This window comes from Devosia marina (genome assembly GCF_009758415.1).
GTDB classification, from domain to species: Bacteria; Pseudomonadota; Alphaproteobacteria; order Rhizobiales; family Devosiaceae; genus Devosia; species Devosia marina.
The window spans coordinates 1-1,512 of record NZ_WQRF01000025.1 but is presented as its reverse complement, the minus strand read 5'-3'; the positions used below and the strand labels follow the sequence as shown (position 1 = coordinate 1,512).

General features: G+C 33.0%; 1 pseudogene. It reads left to right on the top strand.

Annotated elements, in window-relative coordinates:
* A pseudogene (locus tag GO014_RS18880) lies at positions 1 to 1,397 on the top strand (cytochrome-c oxidase subunit 1); the annotation flags it as partial.
* Positions 1,398 to 1,512 lie beyond the last annotated feature (115 nt).

Genomic DNA, 1,512 nt, shown 5'->3' with positions numbered 1-1,512 from the left:
GATTATTTTCAACAAATCATAAAGATATTGGAACATTATATTTTATTTTTGGAGCTTGATCAGGTATAGTAGGAACCGCGCTTAGTTTATTAATTCGGGCTGAATTAGGAAACCCAGGAGCTTTAATCGGGAACGATCAAATCTATAACGTTATTGTAACCGCACACGCTTTTATTATAATTTTTTTTATAGTTATACCTATTATAATAGGGGGATTTGGTAATTGACTGGTTCCTTTGATATTAGGTGCCCCAGATATAGCCTTCCCTCGAATAAATAATATAAGATTTTGATTATTACCTCCATCACTAACTCTTCTTCTTATAAGAAGAATAGTAGAAAGAGGTGCTGGTACAGGGTGAACTGTTTACCCTCCTTTAGCTTCTAATATTGCCCATAGAGGGGCATCTGTAGATTTAGCAATTTTCAGATTACATTTGGCGGGAATCTCTTCTATTCTAGGAGCCATTAACTTTATTACAACAGTAATTAACATACGAGCTTCGGGTATAACATTAGACCGAGCACCATTATTAGTATGATCAATTGCAATTACTGCATTACTTTTACTTTTATCTTTACCTGTTTTAGCAGGGGCTATCACCATATTATTAACTGATCGAAATTTAAACACTTCTTTCTTTGACCCTGCAGGAGGAGGTGATCCTATTCTTTACCAGCATCTTTTTTGATTTTTTGGGCACCCAGAAGTTTATATTCTAATTCTTCCTGGATTTGGAATAATCTCTCATATTATTAGACAGGAGAGAGGTAAAAAGGAAACCTTCGGGGCTCTTGGAATAATTTATGCTATATTAGCTATTGGTTTATTAGGTTTTATTGTTTGAGCCCATCACATATTTACTGTAGGAATAGATGTTGATACTCGAGCCTATTTTACTTCAGCAACAATAATTATTGCAGTTCCAACAGGAATTAAAATTTTCAGGTGGTTGGCCACTCTCCATGGAACTCAAGTAAATTTTTCACCTTCAATGTTATGGGCTCTTGGGTTTGTTTTCCTATTTACTATAGGAGGATTAACAGGAGTAGTATTAGCAAATTCCTCAATTGATATTATTCTACACGATACTTATTATGTAGTAGCTCATTTTCATTATGTACTTTCAATAGGGGCTGTTTTTGCTATTATAGGAGGTTTTATTCAATGATACCCTTTATTCACTGGTTTAACCTTAAATGATAAATTATTAAAAATCCAATTCGCTATCATATTTTTAGGTGTTAATTTAACATTTTTCCCACAACATTTCTTAGGTTTAAGAGGAATACCTCGACGTTATTCTGATTACCCAGATGCTTATTTAAGATGAAATATTATTTCTTCTATTGGCTCCCTTATTTCTTTTATTGGAACTGTATTTTTAATTTTTATTATTTGAGAAAGAATAATTTCAATACGTAAATCACTATCCTCTTTAAATCTTCCTACTTCAATTGAGTGACTTCAATTATCTCCTCCCGCCGAACATAGATATTCTGAATTACCTG